The following is a 22,540-nucleotide window of genomic DNA, read 5'->3' on the forward strand; positions in this document are numbered from 1 at the left end:
TCCTGAAGGGTGCGCACGGTCAGATGATGCCGAACAGGAGTCCGGCGCAGAGCACCACCAGCGAGGTGAGCGCCGCCCACTTGACGGTGAACCTGGTGTGGTCGCCGAATTCGACCTTCGCCATGCCGACGAGTACGTAGACGGCCGGGACCAGCGGGGACGACATGTGCAGGGGCTGGCCGACCAGGGAGGCGCGGGCGATCTCCAGCGGGGAGACACCGTGGGCGGCGCCCGCCTCGGCGAGCACCGGGACGACACCGAAGTAGAAGCCGTCGTTCGACATGAAGTACGTCAGCGGGATGCTGAGGATGCCGGTGACGATCGCCATGTGCGGGCCCATGCCGTCGGGGATCGCGCCGACGAGCCAGTCGGCCATGTGCTCGACCATGCCCGTGCCGGAGAGGACGCCGGTGAAGACGGCGGCGGCGAAGACCATGCCGGAGACGTTGAGGACGTTGTCGGCGTGGGCGGCGATCCGGGCCCGCTGGTCGGGCATGTGGGGGAAGTTGACGGTGAGCGCGAGGGCCGCGCCGAGCAGGAAGAGCACCGGGATCGGCATCAGTTCCATGATCATCGCGGTGAGCAGGGCGATGGTGAGGCCGGCGTTGAACCAGTAGAGCTTCGGGCGCAGGGTGGTCCGGTCCGGGTCCAGGCCCTTGAAGCCCTCGTCCGCGCCCTCGTCCGTGGCCGGGTGCTCCGCCGCGTCGCCGCCGGCGCCCGTACCGGCTCCGCCGGAGTTCTTGCGGGTGCGGTCGCTGCCGCCGCCCGCCCCGACCAGCACGGTCTCCGGCTCCATGGCCGTCTCGGTGGCCAGCGCCTCGTCGAGGGTGAGCATGCCGAGCCGCTTGCGCTCGCGCCGGCCCAGGACGACGGCGAGGAGGAGGACGGCGACCAGGCCGATACCGAGCGCCGGGATCATCGGTACGAAGATGTCGCCCGCGTCCAGCTTGAGCGCGGTGGCGGCGCGGGCGGTGGGGCCGCCCCAGGGAAGGGTGTTCATGACGCCGTTCGCCGTGGCGGCGACGCCGGTCATCACGACCAGGCTCATCTTGAGGCGCTTGTAGAGCGGATACATCGCCGAGACGGTGATCATGAAGGTGGTGGAGCCGTCACCGTCGAGGGAGACGATGGCGGCGAGTACGGCCGTACCGACGACGATCCGCATCGGGTCGGCCTTGCAGAAGCGCAGGATGCCCCGCACGATCGGGTCGAAGAGGCCGACGTCGATCATCACGCCGAAGTAGACGATGGCGAACATCAGCATCGCGGCGGTCGGGGCCAGATTGCCGACGCCGTCGATGACGTAGTCACCGAGCTTCGCGCCCTGTCCGACCGCGACGCAGAACAGCGCGGGGATCAGGACCAACGCCGCGATCGGCGACATCTTCTTCAGCATGATCAGGACCAGGAAGGTCGCAATCATGGCGAAGCCGAGGATTGTCAGCATGTGGACACCTATCGCTCACCCTTGAACTCCCACCGGACTCGGCGGTGCGGATGACGTTAGGGCGCGACTCGAAGCGTTAACAAGACGTTGACATGCGAGCAATACGAGCAAAACCCCAGGTCAACGCGGTGATCATGACTGGGGCACAACCGGCGTCGCGGCGGGGGTCACGGTCACCGGGAACCCGTTGGGCACGGCGGTGCCGGGGAGCGGGTCGCGCCGGGTGCCGTCGAGCAGCCGATGGACGCCGGCACCGGGGCGGGTGGCCGGTGCCCCCGCCGTCACTCCAGTACGCGTGCCAGATAGGCCCGCAGCATGACGCGGGTCTCGGCGACGATGGCCCGGTCGCCCGCCGGGTCGGTGCGGAAGGCGAGTTGGAGGAGGGCGTCGGCGGCCTCGACGCAGACCAGGACGGTGCGCGACAGGTCCTCGTCGGGGGCGCCGCCCAGATGTCCGGCGAGCAGTTCGACGAGCCGGCCGGCGACCCGCTGGTTCGCGGCGTTGGCGGGGTCCTCCTCGGGGGCCACCGCGCCGAAGTCGACCAGGGCGAATCCGGCCACGGAGCGCTTCATCGCCAGGTATTCGTCCAGCACGGCATCGATGGCGGTGCGCCAGTCCGTGGCCGGGATGACGGCCAGGCGGCCGGTGATGCGTTCGGCGTAGCTCTCCAGATTGCGCTGGGCCAGCGCATCGGTCAGCGCTCGCTTGTTGGAGAAGAACCGGTACACGGAGCCGATGGGCACCCCGGCACGGAGGGCCACGGCGCGGGTGGACAGCTGCTCGTAGCCGGTCTCGTCGAGGAGTTCGGCGCAGGCGTCGAGTATCCGGGCGAGGCGCTCGGCGCTGCGCTGCTGTACGGGGGCGCGGCGGAGGTTCGTGTTCGCATGGGGCACGGACTCCATGATGCCGTGGGTCTCCTCTGCGGCGGGTGGCCGGTGGCTTCCGCGTGCCCGGCGGGCGGGTGGACGCCGGTTCTCCGGATGTCCGGCGGGCGGGTGGCCGCCCGGTTTCCGGCGCGGTCCCCGTGCGATGAGCGGTGGCGGACCGCTCTCATGCGATGAGCAGTGACAGACCGCCGATGGTGTACGTGATCATCAGGACCAGCAGCGGGAGTTGTCCCGCGACGGCGCGGCCGGGCGGGAAGAGGCGTACGGAGCGGTCGTGGGCGGCGATGACGCCGAGTACGTGGCCGAGGACGATCGCGGCGACCTGGAGCGTGGCGACACCGCCGGGGCCCAGGGGCGGCTCGGGCGGGGCCGGGCTGTCGGTGCCGAGTGCCACCATGACCGTACGTGGACCTTCGGTGACGAAGAGTGTGAAGTAGTGGGCGATCAGATAGCCGAGGGCGATCGGGACGAGCGAGTGGGCGAAGGCGGTGAGGGGGTGGCGCAGTTGGCCGGAGATCAGCCGGACGGCGCCGGCGCACAGGGCGTACAGGACGGCGACGAGGGCGACGGCGCCCAGGAGTCCCAGGCCGGCGGTGGTGGTGCGGCCCAGGGACGAGGTCTGGACGGTGGTGATCCAGGACGGGGCGTCGGAGAAGCCGTCGTAGGCGGTGGATCCGAGCATGACGCAGACGGTGGCGACGAGTCCGGGGGTCTGCGGGGTGGCGTCGAGTCCGTTGAACGGGGAGCGGAACACGAGGCGGTGGTCGGCAGGGCGGCGGCCGAGCGGGGAGAGCCGGGCGAGCAGCCCCGAGTAGACCTCGAAGGCATCGCCCCGGTCGAACCATCCGGCGCCGTACCGGGCGGCGCCCGCGAGGTGGACGCCGCTGTAGCCGCCGAGGAAGACCAGCAGGGCGGTGGCCGACGCGGGATCGGGGGCGACGAGTTCGAGCCAGGTGAAGGCGAGGAGCCCGGCAGCGGCGGGCCACAGACCGAGCCGTACGGGAAGGGGGCGGCCCCTGGCGGGGTCGCGTCCCAGAGCACGGCTGACGAGGAGGTGGACGGTGCGCAGCGGATTGATCAGCCGCCAGACGGGACCGAGGAGGAGCGAGGCGGGGACCAGCCCGACCCACAGGAGTACGTATACGGCGCCGGGGGCCGGGTTGCGGCCCGGGTCGTCGGGGCCGAGGAGGAGCTGGAGCACGACGTACAAGGCGGCGGCAAGGCCGAGTGCCCGCAGGGCGATACGGGTGGGGCGGGCGTCGGCGAGGCGCTGGAGGGCGGCCGGGACCGGGAGGCCCGCCCGGTCGCCGCGGAACCGGGAGGCGGACCAGAGCAGGCCGAGCGCGAGGAAGGAGACGAAGAGCGCGGCGAAGGCACCGGCGAAGGCGTAGAAGGGGGACAGCGGAAGGTCGTGCTGGGCGCCGATGCCGTGGGCGAGGACGCTCACCGCACGACGAGTTGGGTCAGCAGCAGGTCGGACTCGTGGGTCTCGACCTCGAAGAGCCCGCTGCGGTCGGCGGTGAAGGTCAGGGTGACGGTTCTGCCCGCGGGCAGGGCGGCCTCCTTGTCGTAGCCGTGGACGTGGAGGTGGTCGGCGCGGTCGCTGCGCACCCGGAGCTCGACGGTCCGGCCCTTCTTGATCTCGGTGCGGCCGGGGTCGGGGCTGACCTTGCCGTGGGAGACGACGATCTCGACAAGTGCCGTGTCGGGCCGGGGTGTTGCGGCCGCGGTCTTCTCGGGGGCGGTTGTGGCCCCGGAGAGGGAGGTGGTGGCCTGGACGGGTGCGGAGTTCACGGCCCAGGCGGTGTGGTCGTCGGCGTAGAGCCGTGCGGTGAGTTCGGTGCCGCCCTTCCCCGCGCCGCGGACGAGGGCGGCGGGGAGGTGGTACCAGGAGCCGTACACCCGGGCGAGGGGGTGGCCGTCGAGGAACAGCCGGGCGTGGCCGCGCCCGAGGAGCGCGGCGCCGCCCACGCTGTCCGGGGTGAACCGGAAGTTCCGTACGGTGAGGTGGACGTTCCAGCCGTCCTCCGAGTCCGGCCGCACGGCGACCGTCACCGAGGGGGCACCCTCGGCGTCGACCTGGCGCAGCCGGTTGCCGGAGCCGTCGTCGGTGGTGAGCAGCCGGCCGACGCTGCCGCCGGCCTGCTCATGGCTGGTGCCGGGCTTGTGGTGGGTGGTGGCCCGCCCGCCGCAGGCGCTCGCCCCGAACACGAGGGCGGCCGCGGTGAGCGCGGTGACCGCGGCCACGACCGGCCGGGCGGTCCGGCGGGATCGGGCGGTCCGGTGCGGTCCGGCGGTCCGGTGCGGCCGGGTGGTCCGCAAGGGCCTGTGGGAACGCTTCACGACGCGTCTCCTTCCGGGGCGGGTGCAGGGGCAGAGGCAGAGGTGGCGGCGGAAGCGGAAGCCGGCGAGGAGTCCGGGGCATCGGGCGCGTCCGAGGCGTCGCGCTCGCCGTGCCGGGCGGCGGCGATCACGGCCCACACCACCCAGACCACGCCGAGCAGTCCACGCACCCAGGCCGGGCTGAGCGGAATCCACGGGATCATGAACACGGCCTTGTCCACGGCGTCCAGCAGCGTGAGCCCGCCCAGCACCACCGTGGTCCAGCCCAGCCAGGGCCGCTCCCTCCGGAGCACCAGACCGGTCCCGGTCCACCACACCCCGGTCAGCAGCAGCGCCAGCGCGGGCACGTAGGAGGCGGCCAGCCCCATCGTCGATCCGGCCACATCGAGCCCGAGGCCGATCACGCCGAGCCCGGTGACCACCGTGGCGAGCCGGCTGCCGCGCAGTCTGCGCCACCACAGCACCCCGCCGACCAGCGCGAGCACCACCGCGACCGTCAGCGCCACCTGCACCTCGATGCGCTCGATGCCCCGCGCCCCGTACCAGTCGCAGCCGGCCGGCAGCCGGCGCGCCTGCACGTTGTAGTCGGCGCAGACCAGCAGTTGAGCGAGCTTGACCGGTTCGCCGACGAGCCGGTCGGTGCTCCCGGTCACCGAGCCGCGCCCGGCGCCGCAGGCGGGCAGGGCGCGCGGGGAGGACGGGCCGGCGTCCGACTGCCAGCAGTTGCCCTCGCCCTGGCCGTCCCACCACACATCGGTGCGGTTGGGCCGGGAGTTGCCCGCCTTGTCCTTGCCGAGGCGGTTGCCCGCGTAGCGGTTGTGGTGCGAGGTGTCGGTCTGCTTGGACAGCGCGTCCTCACCGCGGATGAAGGCGGGGACGGCGGTCAGGACGAAGGCGGCGCGCTGCTGCCCGTAGATCCAGTTGTTCTCGTACAGGTTCCAGTTGCCGCCCGCGGTGATGATGCCGGAGCCGGGCGGCATGGAGATCTGCGGGCAGACGACGCCGTCCTCGTAGCCGCGGTCCACAGGCGGCTTGGCGCAGGTTCCGTCGGCGACGTAGGGGTAGTAGTCGGCGTTGTTGTCGTGGATCAGGTTGCGTTCGAAGCGGGCGTGGTTCTGCGGCAGTCCGGGGTGGCCGGGGAAGGCGCTGTCCATCGAGGCGCCGCCCATGTTGTGGTCGAACTCGTTGTCGTGGACGTAGACGGAGTCGCCCGCGGTGCCGGAGTAGCCGACCATGTTGTGGTGGCTGCGGCAGCCGGTGATCTCGATGGAGTAGCGCGGCACGTCGTAGCCGTGGTCGTCGTTGATGTTCGACGCGCTGCCGGGGTAGATGCCCGAGTCGCCGTTTCCGTACGACTCGCAGTTCTTGTACAGCCCGTGGTCACTGGCGAAGGTCAGGAAGCCGTACTCGTCGTTCCACCGGGTGAGGACGGAGTCGATGACGAAGCCGTCCTGGGCCAGCACGTACAGGGAGTTGAAGGTGGTGCGCTGGGCGGTGAAGTTCCGGAAGTAGATCCCGTCGGAGCCGTCCGCGCGGATCGCGTTGAGCTTCTGGTACTTGGCGTCGATGACCACGTCCGTGCGCTCGGCGCCGGTGCCCTCGATCTGGAGGTCCTTCTTGCCGAGGATCGCCACCAGGTTCTGGTTGTGCGGGCACCGCGCCTGCTGGGCGTACGACAGGATCTGGTAGCCGAGCTGGGAGTTGGGCGCCTTCAGCCGGGTGCACTCCCCCGTCGGCTTCGGCAGCGAGGGCTCCTCCTCGTACAGGCCGGGCAGGACGGCGATGTTCATGCCGGGCCGGTCCACCGCGTCGACGGCCTGCTGCAAGTGGCGGTAGCCGGACTTCCGGCACCGTTCGAAGAGCTTCAGGTTCCGGGTCCGCAGCGCCTCCGGGAAGCCGGACACGCGGCGCTCGAAGTCCGCCCGGTCGCTCTTGCAGACCAGCAGATCGGGCTCGCCGGTGCGGTACACGGGGACGCTGCCGGTCCCGTCGGGCAGGGTGACCGGACGTTCCTCGTGCGCCTGGGCGGCAGGGGCCGCGAGGAGGGCGGCGGCCAGCGCCGCCAGGACCACCAGAAGTCTTCGTGTCCACGACATGTGCGGGAGAGTAGAGCATTGTTCAACTTTTGGAACCCCCCTGCGCACCACGCATTTGAACCGCCGGGCACCCGGGTGCGTCACAGATGCCGTTGACTCGCCTCGATTCGATTCCTACGGTTACCCATAGGATTCCTTCGGCACCGGGAGCGCACATGGGCGGCATCGAGCAGGCGAGGAAGACGGCGGAAGCGCTGGAGCATTCCGCCGGTTTCGGCAATCAGCACAGCTCGGAGGCGGTGGCGGGCGCACTGCCGCACGGCCGCAACTCCCCCCAGCGGGCACCGCTGGGGCTCTACGCGGAGCAGCTGAGCGGCTCCGCCTTCACCGAACCGCGCGCCCACAACCGCCGTTCCTGGCTCTACCGGATCCGCCCGTCGGCCGCGCATCCGCCGTTCGTCCGCGTCGGCAACGGGGCGATCCGGACCGCCCCGTTCACCGAATCCGTGCCCGACCCCAACCGGCTGCGCTGGGATCCGCTTCCCGAGCCCGCGGCCGGGACGGACTTCCTGGCCGGCCTGTGGACCCTCGGCGGCAACGGCGACGCGGCTCAGCGCACCGGCATGGCCGTGCATCTCTACCACGCCGACTCGTCCATGACGGACCGGGTGTTCAGCGATTCGGACGGCGAGCTGCTGATCGTCCCGGAGCACGGCGGCCTGCTGCTCCGTACCGAACTGGGCCTGCTGCGCGCCGAGCCGGGGCATGTCGCCCTGATCCCGCGCGGCGTCCGTTTCCGCGTGGAGCTGCTGGACGCGACCGCCCGCGGCTACGTCTGCGAGAACTACGGCCAGCCGTTCACTCTCCCCGACCTCGGCCCGATCGGCGCCAACGGCCTGGCGAACGCCCGCGACTTCCTCGCCCCCGTCGCCGCGTACGAGGACGACGACCGCCCGGTGGAGGTGATCAACAAGTTCTGCGGGAACCTCTGGTCGGCGACGTACGGCCATTCCCCGCTCGACGTGGTCGCTTGGCACGGCAACCACACCCCGTACGTCTACGACCTGCACCGCTTCAATGTCATCGGCTCGATCAGCTACGACCACCCCGACCCGTCGATCTTCACGGTGCTGACGTCGCCGTCCGACACCCCCGGTCTGGCCGGGGTCGACTTCGTCGTCTTCGCGCCGCGCTGGCTGGTCGGCGAGGACACCTTCCGGCCGCCGTACTTCCACCGCAATGTGATGAGCGAGTACATGGGCCTGATCGAGGGCGCGTACGACGCGAAGACGGCCGGCAGGGGCGGCTTCGTCCCGGGCGGCGGCTCGCTCCACAACATGATGTCGGCGCACGGCCCGGACCGGGAGACCTTCGACCGGGCCAGCGAGGCGGAGCTGAAGCCGCAGAAGATCGACGACGGCCTCGCCTTCATGTTCGAGACCCGCTGGCCGGTGACGGCGACGGAGCAGGCGGCCGGCGCCGACCATCTCCAGCACGGCTACGACGACGTGTGGCAGGGTCTGAGCCGCAACTTCAGGCCGTAGGCGAACCGCCCGCTCCCCGATCCGGCCCGGTCCGAACGAAAGGCCCCCAGGTGCCTCAGACGCCCAAGATCCCCCCGGGGCCGGCCTTCGCCCCCGACTCACTGGTCCTGAACCGCAAGCTGCCCCTGTGGTACCAGGTCTCGCAGTCGTTGCGCGCCTCGATACTGGGCCGCGCCAGGGACGCCTCGGCGCGGCTGCCGACCGAGGAGCAGCTCGCCGCGCACTACGGCGTCAGCGTCCTGACGATGCGCCAGGCGCTCAAGGAGCTGGAGACCGAAGGGCTGATCAGCAGGCACCGGCGGCGCGGCACGTTCATCGAGCCGCGTGCCCGCCGGGTGTCGCCGGTCCGGCTGCTGGGTTCGATCGACGCGATCGTGGCCCAGCAGTCGGGCGAGCGGACCGCGGTGCTCGGCCACGGCCCGGTCGCCGTGCCGGGCGAGCTCACCGAGTACTTCCCCGACTGCGCGGAACTGGTCAGCTACCGCCGGCTGCGCCGCGACGGTGACAGCGACGAGCCCACCAACTGGGCGGAGAACGTGGTGCGTCCCGACATCGCGGCCCGTCTGGACGTCGCCGATCTCGAACGCTGGCCGATGACCAAGGTGCTGCGCGACCGGGTCGGCGTCCGGATCTCGCGCATCACCGACACGGTCGAGGCGCGCCTCGCCGACCCGGCCACCGCCGAACTCCTCCAGGTCCCGCTGCTGAGCCCGATCCTGTTCTACACGGGCGTGACGTACGACGAGAGCGGCCGGGTGGTCGACGTGGCGCGGATCCGCTACCGGGGCGACCGGTTCTCCTTCTCGGTCACCGTGGAAGCGCACTGACGCACTGCCCCGTGCCGCAGGGGCGCGGCTACGATGCCCGGGAAGGCGGGCGGACGTGGCGACGGGGAGGACGACACGGTGGCGGCACGGGCGGCGGGCGGCTGCGGTGATGCCCCGGGCACGCGAGCCCCGCTCCTGGACGAGCTGATGCCCTGGTCCGTACGGCCACTGCGCACCGGCCGCCCCTGGGTGATCGCCCCCGACGCCGCCTCCCTCCGGGCCCGCTGGGACCGGCTGGTGCGGGCCCCGGCCGGCGAGCGCGAGCGGCTGTTCCGGGCGACCCGCTCCCGTACCCCGCACACCCCGGTGGCGGCGCTGCCCGGACAGGCCACCGGCACCGGCCGGTTCGCCCGCGAGGAGGGGCCGTGCCCGGAGCCGGTACGGATCGCGCACGGCCCGTTCGACGAGCAGTGGCTGCTCCCCGACCACCGGCTGATCGACGCCGCCCGCCCCGAGCTGTGGCGGGTCGCCGACGGGCACCAGCTCTTCGCCGTGGAGCACGGGTACGTGCCCCAGGACACCGGCCCCGCCCTGTCGGTGACGGCGCTGCTGCCGGACGGCCACACCCCCGCGGGCCGGCCCGGCCGGATCCGGCCGCTGTTCCGGCGACCCGACGGCCGCGAACCCAATCTGGCCCCGGGACTGATGGCACTGCTGCGCGCCCGCCACGGGGACTCGGTGACCGCCCGTTCGGTGCTGGCCTGGGCGCTCGCCGCGGCCCGCCACTCGCCCGCCGGCTGCGTGGTCCCGCTGCCCGCCGACACCGCGCGCTGGACGGCCGGGGTGGAGCTGGGCCAGGAGCTGTTGCGGCTGCACCTGCGGGGGGCGCGCGGCGCGGAGCGCCCACGGCTGCCCGGCGGGCGCCGGCCCTATGTGCGGGCCGCGGTTCCGCCTGTGCCGGACGGGCTGGCGTACGACCCGGACAGCGAGACGCTCATGGTGGGGACGGGCCGCATCTCGCCCGTGCCGCCCGGGGCGTGGGAGTTCCGGGTGGGCGGGGTCCGGATACTGGAGCTCTGGTTCGGGCGGCGGTCGGCGGCCGGCGCGCAGGACGTGGACGGCCTGGAGGCGGTCCGGCCGCACGCCTGGCCCCAGGAGTGGACCTCCCAGCTGCTGGAGCTGATCACCCTGATCGCCCTGCTCGACGGACTCCGCCCCCGCCGGGAGGGCCTGGCCGACGGGCCGCAGATCACGGCCGCCGATCTCCGGGCGGCGGGCGTGCTGCCCGTCGCGGCCGCCGCCCGGCGGCCCGCCTCGGTGCTCGGTCATCAGGAGGAGGGCCCGGACGGGCAGTTCGCACTGCTGTGAGTGGACACCGGGCAGGGCTACCGGTCGAAGGCGTCCAGCACCCGGCCGAGCGCCCGGTCGAAGACCCCGTCCATGTCGATCGGCCCGGGGTCCTCGGCGAACCCGGCCGCCATCCGGGGGTACTTCCCGGTCGCGATCTGGCTGACCAGATAGCCGGTGCGGGCCGCGTGCTCCTGCTCCTCGGACCAGGGCAGCGACCTGCTGCGCTCCGCCATGGCGATCTCGCTGGACACATAGGTGGTGACCACACCGTTGACCATGGCGATGAGTTCCATCTTCTCGCCGAACCGTGCGTCCACCCCGTCCAGGCAGCTGAGCGAGTACTCCAGATACCGCAGGGAGTTCGGACTGAAGCCGTACACCGGTGACATCAGCCGGGGCACCCAGGTGTGGCGGTGCATCATCGCGCGGGCCTGGTGGGCGAGCGCGACGAGGTCGGCGCGCCAGTCGCCGGACGGCTCGGGGAACTCGTAACCGCCGCTGACCGCGTCGAGCATCAGCTCGTGCAGGTCCTCCTTGCGCGGCACGTAGTTGTAGAGCGACATCGTGCCGCAGCCGAGCTCCGCCGCGACCTTGCGCATCGACACCGCGTCGAAGCCCTCCGCATCGGCGATACGGACGGCGGCCGCCGCGATGTCCGCCCGGCTGAACGCGGGCCTGGGGCCCCGGCCCGCACGCTCGGGTCGTGCCCAGATCACTTCGGGTACAGCGGGTCGCCCCACCATCGGTCATCACCTCGCCCACCATCGTAGTTACGTACACCGTACGTAGTGCGATACGGTGGTCCGCATGACAACTACGTACGCTGTACTTAGTGAAGGTCTGGAGAAGCGATACGGCGATGTCCACGCGCTGCGGGGGCTCGATCTCGCGGTCGCCGAGGGCACCGTCTGCGGAGTGCTGGGGCCGAACGGCGCGGGCAAGACCACCGCCGTCCGGGTGCTCACCACGCTGACCGCGCCGGACGGCGGCAGCGCCCGGGTGGCCGGCCACGACGTGCTGCGCGAGGCCGGTGCGGTGCGCGCCGCGATCGGGGTCACCGGGCAGGACGCCTCGGTCGACGGCGAGCTGTCCGGCCGGCAGAACCTGCGGCTCTTCGCCAGGCTGCAACGGTTCCGCGGCGACGCGGCACGCACCCGCGCCGACGAACTCCTGGAGCGCTTCGAGCTGGCCGGGGCGGCCGACCGCCCGGCCCGCACCTACTCGGGCGGCATGCGCCGCCGTCTCGACCTCGCCGCCAGTCTGCTGACCCGCCCGCGGGTGCTCTTCCTGGACGAGCCGACCACCGGCCTCGACCCGCACAGCCGCAACCAGATCTGGGCGGCGGTACGGGAGCTGGCCGGCCGGGGCACGACCGTGCTGCTCACCACGCAGTATCTGGAGGAGGCCGATCAGCTGGCCGACGACATCGTGCTGATCGACCGTGGCCGGGCCGCCCACCGCGGCACCCCCGCCGAGCTGAAGTCCCGCATCGGCAGCTACGCCGAGGTGGTGGTCACCCATGAGTCGGCGCTGGTCCCGGCGGCCTGCGTGCTCGACCAGCTCACCGGCGCCGAACCGGTGCTGGACCACGAGCGCCGCACCGTGGCCGCCATCGCGACCGACGCCACGCTCACCCTCCCCCGCATCGTCCGTGAACTCGACGCCGCGGGCGTACCGCTGGCCGACGCGAGCCTGCGCCCGCCGACGCTCGACGAGGTCTTCCTCCGCCTGACCGACCGCGGCGACGGCCGCACCTCCCCGCCCGTGAAGGAGACGGCAGCATGAGCAGCACGACACTGATCCACGAGCGGCCCGCCACGAGCTCCGCGAGCACCCCCGTCGCCGACGCCCTGGCCGTATTGGGCCGCCACCTCCAGCGGATCAAGGCGGCCCCGGGCGTGGTGATCCTGACCCAGACCATGCCGATCACCATGCTGCTGTTCTTCGGGTACGTCTTCGGCAGCGCGCTGGCCATGCCCGGCCGGGAGTACCGCGCGTTCCTGGTGCCGGGCCTGCTGGCGGCCACCGCGGCCAACGGCATCATGGTCGGCATGTTCCAGGCCTCGCAGGACTGCCACCGCGGGGTGATGGACCGGTTCCGTACGCTGCCGATGAGCCGGCCCGCCGTGCCGTTCGGCCAGACCGCCGCCGATCTGCTGACCACGGCCGTCGGCATGGTCCCGCTGGCCCTCGTCGGACTCGCGGTCGGCTGGCGGATCGAGGGCGGGCCGCTCGCGGCCCTGGGCGCCTTCGGGCTGCTGCTGCTCCTGCGGTTCGCCACGTCGTGGCTGGGCTGCTGGCTGGGCCTGCTGATCCGCAACGAGGAGATCGCCGGTCAGCTGGGCAGCGCCACGTTCATCCTGCCGCTGCTGTCGAGCGCGTACATCCCGACCGGCAATCTGCCGGGCTGGCTGCGGACGGTCGCGGAGTGGAACCCGATCAGCGCCGTGGCCGCGGCCGTCCGCGACCTGTTCGGCAACGCGTCCCCGGCCGCCGACGCCGCCTGGCCGGTCGCCCACCCGGTCGCCGGAACGCTCGCCTGGTCGGCGGTGCTCCTCGCGGTGTTCGTCCCGCTGTCCGTACGGCGTTACGCACGCGGCGGCGAGTGACCGTCGCCGGTGGAGAGCTCGTCCAGCGGGCGGTCGGTGGGCCCGTCCGGACCACTTACCCTCCGATGCCCCGCGAACACACCGAAGCGCCGCTGTGGGCCCTGGGGATGACAGGAGGGCGGACAGCGGCGCAGCGCCGGGACGGTGTGGTCACCGCGGCCCCGAGCGGGGGGCTGGGCGACCGACCCTGGCCGGGGAGCCCGGGCGGTGGACCGGTCGAGCGGTCGTGACGGGCCGTCGGGTCAGCGGCGGCTGCCGAAGAGCGAGCGCCTCAGCCGTCGCAGCGGCGCGAAGAGCGAGACCCGCGCGCTCTTGCTCCGACGACGGTGGGCGGCATCGCGCGAGGTGAGCTCACGCATCAGCAGGGTCGCCTCCGCAGCCTCCCGCTGTGGCACGGCGGGTCCGCCGAGCACCGCGAGATGGCGGTCGAGGCGCGAACTCGTCGCACCGCTTCCGCATGTGATGGCAGGCACACGCGGCCTGCTCCGCATCGCTATCTGTTCCATGTCACTCCCCACCCGTACGAGGGCACCCGGCCCGGGCAGGTTAACCCTATCGCCCCGCGACGACACTCGTGTATCCCGGTAGCAGGATTACGCACACACATACGGAGGTTGACACCTCACTCACGAATCCGCCCTATTTCAGGGCGAGTTGGACAGAACGGAAACGGACGAAGGCACTCCGCCCGCGGGCCCGCCCAGGGGCCACGGGCCGCCCCGGCGCCACGCCGGACGGAGACCCCCCGCGAACGGGGGTCTCCTGCCCGTCGGACGACCGAACGGGCCCGGCGCACACGCCGGCGGAATCAGGCCGCCGAGTCGAATGCGGGCAGGTATCCGCCCGACTGTCCGGCGGCGGTGGGGTGGTAGGACTCACCGATGTTGAGCCAGTTGACGCTGTGCAGCCAGGCGCTGCCGGAGCAGATCTCGTGGCCGGTGAACTTCCCCGCGACGTCGGAGAAGGCGAAGCCGTGGTCGGCCGCGCGCTTGGCGGTCGTCGAGTTGAGGAGGTCGGCCGCGCCGTTGATCGCGGTGCGCACCTTGTCGCTCAGGCCGACGGCGCAGCTGCCGCCGACCTTGTAGAAGCGCGGGTAGCCGAGCACGACGACACGGGCGGACGGTGCCTTGGCGTGGATCGCCGCGTACACCGAGTCGAGGTTGCCGGGCAGGGTGGACTCGACGTAGCCGCGGGCCGTGGCGATCCGGTTGAGGCAGGTGCTCTCCGACTGGAGGACACAGGTCGTCATGACATCGGCGAAGCCCGCGTCATTGCCGCCGATGGAGATCGAGACCAGGTCGGTCGAGGAGGTCAGCGGGCCGAGCTGATTGGCCTTCACATCACCCGTACGAGCGCCCGAGCAGGCGGCGAAGGAGAACGAGGCGGGCGAGTTGGCGGCGGCCCAGAGGGCGGGATACGCCTTGGTGCTGCGCCTGCAGTCGCCGCTGGCACTGTCGTAACTGCCGGATCCGACACCCGAGGAGTACGAGTCGCCGAGGGCGACGTAGTCGACGGCCTGGACGGATGTGGCGGCGCCGGCGGTGGCCGCACCGGTCAGGGCGAGTACGGCACCGAGCAGGAGCGAGGACGAGAGCGTCGCGAGTCTGGACAGTTTCATGGAACCTCCCTGGGACCGACCGGTGGGATCTCCGCCCGGTCTGCCGAGACCGTGGTAGCAGTACCGACCCCCTCGCCGGAAGTGTGCATGCCAACTCTTCCCGCAAGGATCGAGCTCCCCCACGCGCCCCTTGAGCGCCCGTCATGCCCGTTGCCGCTGCCGGAAAAGGGGAGGAAGACAGCGAAACCCGGGTGCGCCGGTTATCCCCGTGCCGGATCATGGGCGCCATGTCCGCCAACCCTGAGTCCGCTCTGCCGATCCGGCTCACCGTCGACGACAGCGATTCCCCGTCCGACGTGGTCGACGCGCTGTTCCTCGGCCGTTTCGCGACGGGCGAGCAGCCGTACTCGCACAGCTCCTCACTGGAACGCGTCAAGGCCGGGGCGACGTTGCTGCCGCCGGCCGCCAAGGTGCTGCGCGCCGCCCGCGACGACGACCGCAGCGCCACCCTCGCCGAGGGCGACGGCTGGACGCTGCTCGTCTCGCGGTGGAACCGCGGCGCCGACGTCACCGTCACCGCGACCAGCCCGGAGCTGGCCCAGCAGATCCTCGAACGGGCGACGGACGGCGCCCTGGACGAGCCGGAACCCCAGCCCGAGAACGTGACGATGGGCTTCTGGTACGTCTCCCCGCGCCGCGGCCCGCACCGCACCACCCGGCAGATCGCCGCCGGCACCTGGGACGAGGTCCGGGGCAACTACACGGCGCCGGTGGCCGATGCCATGGACCGGCTGATGAAGGTGACGCCCGACGACATCGCGGGCCGGCTGCTCCTGCTGCACGGCCCGCCGGGCACCGGCAAGACGTCCGCGCTGCGCACCCTGGCGCGCTCGTGGCGGGACTGGTGCCAGGTCGACTGCGTGCTCGACCCCGAGCGGCTCTTCAACGACGTCGGCTATCTGATGGACATCGCGATCGGCGAGGACGAGGGCACGGCCAAGGGCCGGTGGCGGCTGCTGCTGCTGGAGGACTGCGACGAGCTGATCCGCGGCGAGGCCAAGCACACCGCGGGCCAGGCGCTGTCGCGGCTGCTGAACCTCACCGACGGGCTGCTCGGCCAGGGCCGCAACGTGCTGGTGGGCGTCACCACCAACGAGGACCTGGAGCGGCTCCATCCGGCCGTGGTCAGGCCCGGCCGCTGCCTCGCCAGGATCGAGGTGGGATCACTGACCCGCGGCGAGGCGGTGTCCTGGCTGGGCACGGAGGACGGGCTCGGCCGCGAGGGCGCGACGCTCGCCGAGCTGTACGCGCTGCGGCGCGGCAGCGCTCCCGCCTCGGTGCCGAAGCAGGAGTCCGGGGCGGACGCGGGCCTGTACCTCTGAGCCGGCCCGCCGCCCCGTCCCGGCTCAGTCCGTCCCGTACGCCGCGCGTACCGCGTCGCGCACCAGGGACAGCGCCTCGTCCCGGGACAGGCCGAGCCGTCGCGCCTGGTCCGCGTACTCCTGTGCCGCGGCGGCCGCGTGACGGTCCGCCGCGTCACCGGCGGCGGCGACGAACGTGCCGTTGCGGCCGCGGGTCTCGATCACCCCGTCGGCCTCCAGCGCGCGGTACGCCTTCGCGACGGTGTTGGCGGCGAGGCCCAGCTCCTCGGCGAAGCCGCGTACCGTCGGCAGTCTGAAACCGACGGGCAGCGCGCCGGAGCGGGCCAGTTCGGAGAGCTGCGTGCGCAGTTGCTCGTACGGGGCGGTACCGGCGTCCGGATCAAGAACGATCTTCAGGGTCACGCCCCGATTCTCCCCCACGTCCGCCGCGGCGCCGGAAATTCGGGGGCGGCCGGTGGCGGCCCACGCGTAACGTCCGGCCCATGACTGTCATTGTTCGCGACTTTCTCCCGGCCGACGCGGAAGGCTGGGTACGGGTCCGGCGGGCCGCCCTGCCCTATGTGGTGACGACACCCGAGTCCGTGATCTTCCAACTGGCCTCCGCCCACCCCGACAAGCGCTACCGGCTGCTGGTCGCCGAGGTGGACGGGGAGCTCGTCGCGACCGCGCAGGTCGGCCTCGCCCACGACAGCCCCGAACCCGGCCAGGGATTCTGCAACACGTACACGCATCCGGAGCGCGCCGGGCTCGGCGCGGGTGCGCTGCTGGTGCGCACGGCCGAGGAGCATCTGGCACGGGAGGGTGCGAGCGCGGTGTACACCTGGGTGCTCGATGCCCCGTCGAACAGGGCCTTCGCCGAGAAGCGCGGCTATGTGCCGAGCCGTCCGGCGTACTTCTCCCGGCTCCGGCTGACGGACGGGTCGCTGCCGCCCCGTCAGGAGCTGCCGCCGGGCGTGGAGCTGCGTACCGCCGCGGACTTCGCGGACGATCCCCGCCCGCTCTTCGAGGCGGATGCCGAGACCACGGCCGACGAGCCGAGCGACACTCCGGCCCTGCTGGACGACTACGAGGACTGGCTGAATCACACCTGGCGTGCTCCCGGGCTCGACCGCGAGCTCACCTCGGTCGTGATGGCGGACGGCGAAGTGGCGGCGTTCAGCGCGGCGGAGACCGACGGTCTGACCCGCTACTGGTCGGGGATGACGGGCACCCGCCGGGCGTACCGCGGCCGGGGCCTGGCCAGGCTGGCCAAGAACGACTCGCTGCACCGGGCGCGCGCGGCCGGTTGCACGGACGCGTACACCGCCAACGACGCGGACAACGGACCGATGCTGGCCATCAACCGATGGTTCGGCTACGAAATCTGTGCCACGAATGTGCGCCATGTCCGCAAGCTCGGCTGAGGCCGCCGTGGTGGTCGCCCTGGTGAAGGCCGGGCGGACCAAGATCCGGTATCCGGCGGATGTGATCCGCGACGACGGGGTCCGGGTGACGGTGCGCGCGCCGTGGGCGGCGCCGGGGGTCCGCGACTTCGGCTTCGTGCGGTTCGAGCCGGGCGATGTGTTCACCGAGCACTACTGGCGCGACCGCTGGTACGCCGTGAAGGAGGTCCGTACCGGCGCGGGCGGGCTCAAGGGCTGGTACTGCGACATCACCCGCCCCGCGGTGCTGCGGGACGGGGAGCTGCTGGTGGAGGACCTGGACCTGGATCTGTGGGTGTCGGCGGACGGTTCGTCCGTACTGCGGCTGGACGAGGACGAGTTCGAGGAGAGCGGCCTTGCCGGGCGCGACCCCGCGGCGGCCGGGGCGGCGCTGCGGGCCCTGGACGAGCTGGAGCAGCTGGCCCGCGCCGAGGGGCTGGCGGCGCTGCTGGCCTGACCGCGGGCGGCGGAGCGCGTTCCGGCTTCCGGGCGGACCGCCGCACGGTCCGCCCGGAAGCCGGTCCACCGCCCCGGTCAGCCGCCGGCCCGACGGCCGCAGCGGAACAGCGGGTTCGGCATGCTGAACGGGACGTCCCCGAAGGATGCCTCGACCTCCTCCATCGAGGACGGCAGATCGAAGGGCAGCACCCCCTCCGCGTCGCAGCGCCCGAACACGACGTCCAGCACCAGATCGTCGTACGCCCCGAAGCTGCCGGTCAGCAGGGCGGCGGCGGAGGAGAGTCCGGTGAGGACGGCGGGGCGGTCGAGGAAGACGTCGACGGCGGTGGGCACCGTGGCGCACAGTGCCTCCAGCCGCCGGAGTTCCTCGGGCGGGAATTCCAGGGAGCCGGAGTGGAAGTGCCGCTCCAGCGGCGACTCCCGCTGCTCGTAGGGGGCCTGGAGCCGTACGACGGCCAGGTCGGCCTCCTCCGGGCGGTCGACGACCCGGCCGTAGCGGGCCGCCACGGCCGGGTCCACGTTCTCCACGTACACGGCGGGCGAGGCCGGAATCCGGTTCAGCGGGCCGCGGCGGGGGGTGAGCCGGACCAGCGAGCGGCGCTGCGCCCGCCGGCCCAGCTCGCGGGTCGCGGGGCTGCCGACGAGCGTCTCGGCGGCCCCCGGGTCCACGTAGGGGTCCTCGAAGAGACCGAGCCGGAACTTGTCCCGCAGGATGCGGCGGGCGGAGGCGTCGATGCGGTACTCGGTCACCGATCCGTCCTGGGCGGCATCGATCAGCAGGTCGGTCCTGGTCTCGCCGCCGAGCTGGTCGACCCCGGCGTCCAGCAGCTTCAGCAGCTGTTCAGCGAGGGAGAGGTGTTCCACGCCCCAGTTGCGCGGGGGCAGTTCCCCCAGCCCCGGGAGGTCCAGGCCGGTGAGCACGTTGAAGTCGCTGCACACCACGCCGTCGAAGCCGAGGCGTTCGCGCAGCAGCCCGGTGATCGCCTCCCGGCTGAAGCTCGCGCCGACCTCCGGCAGTCCGCTGCCGCCGGGGATCGAGTAGCAGGTCATCATCTGTGCGGTGCCGGCCGACAGGGCCGCCTCGAAGGGCTTCAGGTGCTGTTCGAGGTTGTTGCCGGAGAACGCCTGCCACTTGCCGCGGGCGAAGTGCGAGTCCTCGCCGTCCGCCTGGGGGCCGTGCCCGGGGAAGTGCTTGGTCATGCAGGCGACGCCGGAGGCGAGGGAGTCGCCCTGCATGCCCCGGACATAGGCGGCCAGCATCCGTCCGGCGCGGTCCGCGTCCTCGCCGAAGGTGCCGCTGATCCGGGCCCAGCGCGGTTCGGTGGCCAGGTCCGCCATCGGGTGCAGGGCCAGCCGGATCCCGACGGCCCGCAGTTCGCCGGCGACGGCGCGGGCGAACTCCTCGACCAGGGCGGGGTCGTCGGTCGCGGCGAGCCCGACCGGCTCGGGGCCCGGACTGAACCCGCCGCCGGTGTGGGCGGTGGCGGGGTTGGGCACGACGCCGTGCCGGGGGTCGGAGGAGAGGGTGACCGGTATCCCGAGGCGGGTGGCCGCGGCGAGGTCCTGGACGTGGTTGTTCCAGCGGGCCATCTCCCCCGGGGAGGGCACCTGCATCATCGCGAAGTGGTTGATGTGCCGTTCGCTCTGGGCAGGCCCGTCGCCGACCTCTCCCGGGTGGAGAGCGTGTTCTCCATCGGCCCGGAGTCCTGGGGCATCAGCACCTATTGGGTGCCGTCCGCCCTGCTGCCCCGGGAACTCGCGGCACCCGGACCGGTGGAGAACCTGGTCCGCACCCTGGCCGACAGCGCGGGCATCACCCTGGAGTACGACTGGCGCGCCTTCAGCGCCATCGGGGCCGACATCGGTGACGCCGACATCCTGGGCGTACCGGCCGGGAGCCCCCTGCTGGTCCGCGAGGGCGTCAGCTGCACCCCCGACGGCGAGCCGGTGCTCTACGTCCGCCGGCGCATCCAGGGAGAACGCGCCCGCTTCGTACTGAACTTCCGCGACCCCGGCCCGCCCCTGCCGCGGACCCCCACGAGCCCGGCCTGATCCGAACGAGAGGCCCTAGTCCCGGTGCCGCGCCCACACATCGGTGTACGGCGCCGGTTCCTGAGGGGCCGGGCGCGGCTGGTGGACTCCGGCGACCAGCTCCACCTCGTACCCCGCGGCGTCCTCCAGGTAGGCGGCGATGTGCCCCTCGCCGCCCGCGTACGGGTAGCGGTCCGCGAAGAGCGGCCGCCAGCCGTGCTCCGGGGCCCTTGCCACCAGTGCGTCGAGGGCGGCCCGGTCGCGGACGTGGAACGCGAGGTGGTTGAGCCCGGGGCGGTGCCGGTCGTGCGGGCCCGGGGCCAGATCGGGCGACTGCTCGACCACGACATAGCTGTCGCCGCGCCGCCAGCTCCGCCCGTGTTCCCAGCGCTGGTACGGGACATGGCCCAGCTCGCCGAGGAGCCAGCCCCACCCCTGCTCGGCCACCGCCAGATCGGGCACCCACAGCTCGATGTGGTGCACCTCGCCGGTACCGGACCGGGCGGCGGGCAGCGGGACGGCGCGGCGGACGCCGTCCGGCTCGTACGCCACGGTGTCGCCGTCCTCGTGCCAGTGGATCAGGAAGTGCTCGCCCGCCCGGTAGCCCTCGATACCCGCCCGGCAGTAGGCGACGACATCGTCCGGGAGGGCGTCCAGCGGGAACCAGGCCAGCTCGGAGCACTTGTCCGGTTCGCGGTTGTACGGCGGACGGTCCGGGTCGTACTCCGCCTCGAAGAACCAGCCGGTCCTGGGGCTGCCGCCGGGGCCGCGGTGCTGCATGACCAGGGCGACCCGCAGCTCGTCCGGCCCGAGTTCGACGCCGATCTCCTCGGCCGCCTCACGGATCATCGCCTCGCGGACGTCCTCGCCGTCCTCGACGTGTCCGGACGGGCCGTTGAACAGCCCGTCCGCGTAACCCGTGCCGGCCCGGCGGGCGAGCAGGACATCGGGGCCCCGGCGGAGGATCAGATGGACGTCGACGACCTCGGTGTGCCGGTACGGCGGCTCGGCGCGGGCCACCAGGGCGTAGCGCTCGTCGTCGACCCGCTTGCCCCACAGGTCCGGGTCGTCGGATAGCCGCTCGTGGTGGATTCGCTCGGTGAGTTCCGAGAGCAGTCCGGTCAGCTGCCCGGCGGAGAGTCCGACGCCGCCCCAGACGCCTTCGACCAGGATCAGCCGGCCGCCGGGCCGCAGCAGGGTGAACCAGTGGCGCAGGGCCGCCGCCGGGTCGGGCAGCAGCCACACCACATGTCTGACCATGACCACGTCGAACTGCTGGTTGCCGACCGGCGGTCGGGCCGCGTCCCCGAGCAGGACCGCGGTGCCCGTCCCGGCGAGCTTGGCCCGGGCCTGCTCCACCATGCGCGGGGAGCGGTCGACGGCGGTGACCCGGTGGCCCTGCCCGGCGACGAGGAGGGCCAGGCTCCCGGTGCCGCACCCCAGGTCGAGCACCTCGGAGCGCTCGCCGGGCAGCCAGCTCTCCAGCCGCTGCGCCCAGGCGTGCCGGACCACCGGGTCGAGCAGCCCGTGGTCGGGTTCCTCGTCGAAGGAGTCGGCGGCGGAGTCCCAGTCGATCGTCGTCATGGATAGATCGTGCCAGGCGCTGGAAGCGGACCGCCGCCGGCCGCGGTACGAAGGATCCGTCGGCGGGGACGCCCCGGACCCCTCGTGCCGCGGCTTCCTGCGCGTCCGTGCTATCCGACGGCCGAGGCGCAGGTGGTGGGAGTGGCGTGCGCCGGGTCCAGGGCGTTCGCCACCTCGTGGTAGGCGACCCGGTCGACGGTGCCGATCGCCACGTGCTCGGAGAAGTCGACCGGGCACAGGTTCTGAAGCAGGACGTTGCGTACGTCCGGCCCGTCCAGGAACTGTGTGCGGTACGGGGTCACGACCTCGTCGTACCTGGTCGCGATGACGGTGTAGTGCACTCCGGGCACGGTGTCGGGGAGCGAGTTGAGCTTGGTGATGAACGGGGAGCCCGCCACCTGGTCGGCGAGACCGGGGGTGTTGGCGTTCAGCAGGTCCTCGGCCCCCGGGAAGTATGGCAGCAGTTTCGTCAGGCCGAGCAGGGTGGTGCCGTGGTTGTCGGGCGCGAGCCCGATCATGGCGTTCACCTTGGCGGCCCCGCCGAGGAACTTCAGGTAGTAGTTCGGCATCATGCCGCCCTGCGAGTGGCCCACGACGTCGGCCTTGGCGGCGCCGGTTGCGGCGAGCACCTTGTCGACGAACGCGGAGAGCTGTCCGGCGGACTTGTCGACCGGGCCGAGTCCGTTGAAGAGCGGCACACCGGGCAGCTGCCCGTAGTCGAGCGAGTAGACGCAGTAGCCCCGGTCGACCAGATAGGGGGCGAGGACCAGCCAGTTGTCGATCGAGTTCCCGAAGGTGCCGTGGACCAGGACGACGGGGCGGGGATGGGCTGCGGAGGGCTTGCAGGAGTAGTCGTTCCAGCCACGGGAGGTGGCTGTCGCGGCAGTGGGGGCGGCTGCAGCGGCAGCGGCCGTGGGGGTGGCGGCTGCGGCGACGGCGAGGAGCAGTGCGGCGAGGGTTCTCCGCGCGCGTGGGGTGCGCGACGCACGTGTCCAGGGCAGCATCGTGTGGTCTCCTTGCGGCTCAAGGGAGTTGCGATGTCTGTACACCCTGCGGCCCGGACCACAGTTCTGACTGCTGATTCATCCGTGTTCCCGGGCCAAATTACGCGTGAGTAAGGTG

At 72.3% G+C, this 22,540-nt stretch carries 21 protein-coding genes; 9 read left to right on the forward strand and 12 right to left on the reverse strand.

All coding sequences use genetic code 11. The features are described 5' to 3' along the window. Nucleotides 1-19 precede the first annotated feature (19 nt). The 5 genes from ABZ622_RS24065 to ABZ622_RS24085 all read right to left on the reverse strand — a co-directional run bounded on the left by ABZ622_RS24065 (nucleotide 20) and on the right by ABZ622_RS24085 (nucleotide 6,773). A complete protein-coding gene (locus tag ABZ622_RS24065) occupies nucleotides 20-1,447 on the reverse strand; it encodes a citrate:proton symporter (RefSeq protein ID WP_360546353.1) in 1,428 nt (475 codons plus the stop codon). Nucleotides 1,448-1,728: 281 nt separating this feature from the next. Continuing rightward, nucleotides 1,729-2,349: a TetR/AcrR family transcriptional regulator gene (locus tag ABZ622_RS24070; protein ID WP_360546355.1), complete on the reverse strand. Its 621-nt coding sequence runs from the start codon at nucleotides 2,347-2,349 to the stop codon at nucleotides 1,729-1,731. A gap of 148 nt (nucleotides 2,350-2,497) precedes the next feature. After that, nucleotides 2,498-3,781, reverse strand: coding sequence for a hypothetical protein (locus ABZ622_RS24075; RefSeq protein WP_360546357.1), 1,284 nt, complete (start codon nucleotides 3,779-3,781; stop codon nucleotides 2,498-2,500). Further along, entirely contained in the window at nucleotides 3,778-4,581 is an 804-nt protein-coding gene (locus ABZ622_RS24080; RefSeq protein ID WP_360546449.1) for a hypothetical protein, read from the reverse strand. The genes ABZ622_RS24075 and ABZ622_RS24080 overlap by 4 nt, the downstream gene beginning before the upstream one ends. 92 nt (nucleotides 4,582-4,673) lie before the next feature. After that, nucleotides 4,674-6,773: a right-handed parallel beta-helix repeat-containing protein gene (locus tag ABZ622_RS24085; RefSeq protein ID WP_360546359.1), complete on the reverse strand. Its 2,100-nt coding sequence runs from the start codon at nucleotides 6,771-6,773 to the stop codon at nucleotides 4,674-4,676. Nucleotides 6,774-6,928: 155 nt separating this feature from the next. Here ABZ622_RS24085 and hmgA point away from each other — a divergent pair, with 155 nt between their 5' ends. Genes hmgA through ABZ622_RS24100 form a run of 3 tightly spaced genes read left to right on the forward strand, consistent with a single transcriptional unit; the run spans nucleotide 6,929 to nucleotide 10,392 of the window. Then, nucleotides 6,929-8,257: a homogentisate 1,2-dioxygenase gene (gene hmgA / locus ABZ622_RS24090; RefSeq protein WP_360546361.1), complete on the forward strand. Its 1,329-nt coding sequence runs from the start codon at nucleotides 6,929-6,931 to the stop codon at nucleotides 8,255-8,257. 50 nt (nucleotides 8,258-8,307) lie between these two features. Then, nucleotides 8,308-9,084, forward strand: a complete 777-nt coding sequence (locus tag ABZ622_RS24095; protein ID WP_266691738.1) for a GntR family transcriptional regulator — start codon at nucleotides 8,308-8,310, stop codon at nucleotides 9,082-9,084. 33 nt (nucleotides 9,085-9,117) lie between these two features. Next, complete coding sequence (locus ABZ622_RS24100) at nucleotides 9,118-10,392, forward strand: type ISP restriction/modification enzyme (RefSeq protein WP_360546363.1); 1,275 nt, start codon at nucleotides 9,118-9,120, stop codon at nucleotides 10,390-10,392. Between the two features lie 17 nt (nucleotides 10,393-10,409). Here ABZ622_RS24100 and ABZ622_RS24105 read toward each other — a convergent pair whose 3' ends face one another. After that, entirely contained in the window at nucleotides 10,410-11,117 is a 708-nt protein-coding gene (locus tag ABZ622_RS24105) for a TetR/AcrR family transcriptional regulator (RefSeq protein ID WP_360546365.1), read from the reverse strand. A gap of 64 nt (nucleotides 11,118-11,181) precedes the next feature. On the opposite strand from ABZ622_RS24105, the gene ABZ622_RS24110 reads away from it, so the two are divergent. Together ABZ622_RS24110 and ABZ622_RS24115 are read left to right on the forward strand one after the other, a co-directional pair. Then, nucleotides 11,182-12,159, forward strand: a complete 978-nt coding sequence (locus ABZ622_RS24110) for an ATP-binding cassette domain-containing protein (RefSeq protein ID WP_360546367.1) — start codon at nucleotides 11,182-11,184, stop codon at nucleotides 12,157-12,159. Then, nucleotides 12,156-12,983: an ABC transporter permease gene (locus ABZ622_RS24115; protein ID WP_360546369.1), complete on the forward strand. Its 828-nt coding sequence runs from the start codon at nucleotides 12,156-12,158 to the stop codon at nucleotides 12,981-12,983. Before ABZ622_RS24110 ends, ABZ622_RS24115 begins: the two co-directional genes overlap by 4 nt. A gap of 242 nt (nucleotides 12,984-13,225) precedes the next feature. On the opposite strand, the gene ABZ622_RS24120 is transcribed toward ABZ622_RS24115, so the two are convergent. Continuing rightward, nucleotides 13,226-13,489, reverse strand: a complete 264-nt coding sequence (locus ABZ622_RS24120; RefSeq protein ID WP_206433474.1) for a hypothetical protein — start codon at nucleotides 13,487-13,489, stop codon at nucleotides 13,226-13,228. Nucleotides 13,490-13,791: 302 nt separating this feature from the next. Further along, nucleotides 13,792-14,601, reverse strand: coding sequence for an SGNH/GDSL hydrolase family protein (locus tag ABZ622_RS24125; protein WP_360546371.1), 810 nt, complete (start codon nucleotides 14,599-14,601; stop codon nucleotides 13,792-13,794). Between the two features lie 218 nt (nucleotides 14,602-14,819). Between ABZ622_RS24125 and ABZ622_RS24130 the strand changes: the two genes are divergently transcribed. Continuing rightward, nucleotides 14,820-15,923 carry a DUF5925 domain-containing protein gene (locus ABZ622_RS24130; RefSeq protein WP_360546373.1) on the forward strand — a complete coding sequence of 368 codons (1,104 nt, stop codon included), beginning with the start codon at nucleotides 14,820-14,822 and terminating at the stop codon, nucleotides 15,921-15,923. A 24-nt stretch (nucleotides 15,924-15,947) separates the two neighbouring features. Here the strand turns inward: ABZ622_RS24130 and ABZ622_RS24135 are convergent, their stop codons facing one another. Beyond that, nucleotides 15,948-16,325, reverse strand: a complete 378-nt coding sequence (locus ABZ622_RS24135) for a GntR family transcriptional regulator (RefSeq protein ID WP_360546375.1) — start codon at nucleotides 16,323-16,325, stop codon at nucleotides 15,948-15,950. Between the two features lie 80 nt (nucleotides 16,326-16,405). Here ABZ622_RS24135 and ABZ622_RS24140 point away from each other — a divergent pair, with 80 nt between their 5' ends. Beyond that, complete coding sequence (locus ABZ622_RS24140; protein ID WP_360546377.1) at nucleotides 16,406-17,326, forward strand: GNAT family N-acetyltransferase; 921 nt, start codon at nucleotides 16,406-16,408, stop codon at nucleotides 17,324-17,326. Beyond that, nucleotides 17,307-17,801: a DUF402 domain-containing protein gene (locus ABZ622_RS24145; RefSeq protein WP_360546379.1), complete on the forward strand. Its 495-nt coding sequence runs from the start codon at nucleotides 17,307-17,309 to the stop codon at nucleotides 17,799-17,801. Before ABZ622_RS24140 ends, ABZ622_RS24145 begins: the two co-directional genes overlap by 20 nt. Nucleotides 17,802-17,878: 77 nt before the next feature. Here ABZ622_RS24145 and ABZ622_RS24150 read toward each other — a convergent pair whose 3' ends face one another. Next, nucleotides 17,879-19,420 carry a glycoside hydrolase family 3 N-terminal domain-containing protein gene (locus ABZ622_RS24150; protein ID WP_360546381.1) on the reverse strand — a complete coding sequence of 514 codons (1,542 nt, stop codon included), beginning with the start codon at nucleotides 19,418-19,420 and terminating at the stop codon, nucleotides 17,879-17,881. Nucleotides 19,421-19,426: 6 nt separating this feature from the next. Here ABZ622_RS24150 and ABZ622_RS24155 point away from each other — a divergent pair, with 6 nt between their 5' ends. Then, entirely contained in the window at nucleotides 19,427-19,855 is a 429-nt protein-coding gene (locus tag ABZ622_RS24155) for a UTRA domain-containing protein (protein ID WP_360546383.1), read from the forward strand. 15 nt (nucleotides 19,856-19,870) lie between these two features. Here the strand turns inward: ABZ622_RS24155 and ABZ622_RS24160 are convergent, their stop codons facing one another. Together ABZ622_RS24160 and ABZ622_RS24165 are read right to left on the reverse strand one after the other, a co-directional pair. Continuing rightward, nucleotides 19,871-21,418, reverse strand: coding sequence for a trifunctional class I SAM-dependent methyltransferase/NUDIX hydrolase/VOC family protein (locus tag ABZ622_RS24160; protein WP_360546385.1), 1,548 nt, complete (start codon nucleotides 21,416-21,418; stop codon nucleotides 19,871-19,873). A 110-nt stretch (nucleotides 21,419-21,528) separates the two neighbouring features. Continuing rightward, on the reverse strand, nucleotides 21,529-22,422 hold the full coding sequence (locus tag ABZ622_RS24165) for an alpha/beta fold hydrolase (RefSeq protein ID WP_360546387.1): 894 nt from the start codon (nucleotides 22,420-22,422) through the stop codon (nucleotides 21,529-21,531). Nucleotides 22,423-22,540: the final 118 nt, after the last annotated feature.

Origin of the sequence: Streptomyces sp. NPDC007164 (genome assembly GCF_040634135.1) — a bacterium.
In the GTDB taxonomy this organism is placed as follows: domain Bacteria; phylum Actinomycetota; class Actinomycetes; order Streptomycetales; family Streptomycetaceae; genus Streptomyces; species Streptomyces sanglieri.